We start from the raw sequence: 692 nt of genomic DNA on the forward strand, positions 1-692 counted from the left end.
TACCCGAATAAATCTCAAAAAGAACTATTTGCAAGGACATTTGGCTGTGTGCGTTTCGTGTATAACCGGATGCTGGCAGAAAAGAACGAATATTATGAGAAAACCGGAAAAGTATTAAAGGTTACGCCTGCAAAATATAAGGCAGAGTTTCCGTGGCTGAAGGAGGTAGACAGTCTGGCATTGTGTAATGCACAGCTGCATCTGCAGACAGCCTACAAGAACTTCTTTCGGGATTCTTCGGCTGGTTTTCCGAAGTTCAAGTCAAAAAAGAATCCGGTGAGAAGTTATACGACAAACTGCGTAAATGGAAATATTACTTTGCAGAATGCGAAACTGAAACTTCCGAAAGCAGGTTGGATCCGCATAAAACAGCATCGGAGTATCGATGATCGTTACATATTGAAGGGTGCCACCGTCAGCCAGGAAGCAGATGACAAGTATTATGTATCATTACTGTATGCGGCAGAAGAACCGGAACATGAAATCAGGCCAGTAAAAACCGCAATCGGACTTGATTTTTCCATGAGCGAATTGTATGTAGATTCCAATGGAGCTCATGCAGATTATCCTCATTTTTTCCGAAAATCCCAGGAAAAACTTGCAAGGGAGCAGCGCAGGCTGAGTCATTGCGAAAAGGGGAGCGGCCGTTACATGAAACAGAAAAAGAAAATAGCCAGACTCCATGCTCATAT

Annotated in this window: 1 protein-coding gene; it reads left to right on the forward strand. The window is 43.1% G+C overall.

The window, feature by feature from the left end; all coding sequences use genetic code 11:
- Nucleotides 1-48: 48 nt before the first annotated feature.
- Nucleotides 49-692 (forward strand): transposase (locus DW677_RS18115; protein WP_242992261.1); only part of this gene is annotated, 644 nt, incomplete at its 3' end.

Origin of the sequence: Clostridium sp. AM25-23AC, assembly GCF_003435125.1 — a bacterium.
Lineage (GTDB): Bacteria > Bacillota > Clostridia > Lachnospirales > Lachnospiraceae > Pilosibacter > Pilosibacter fragilis.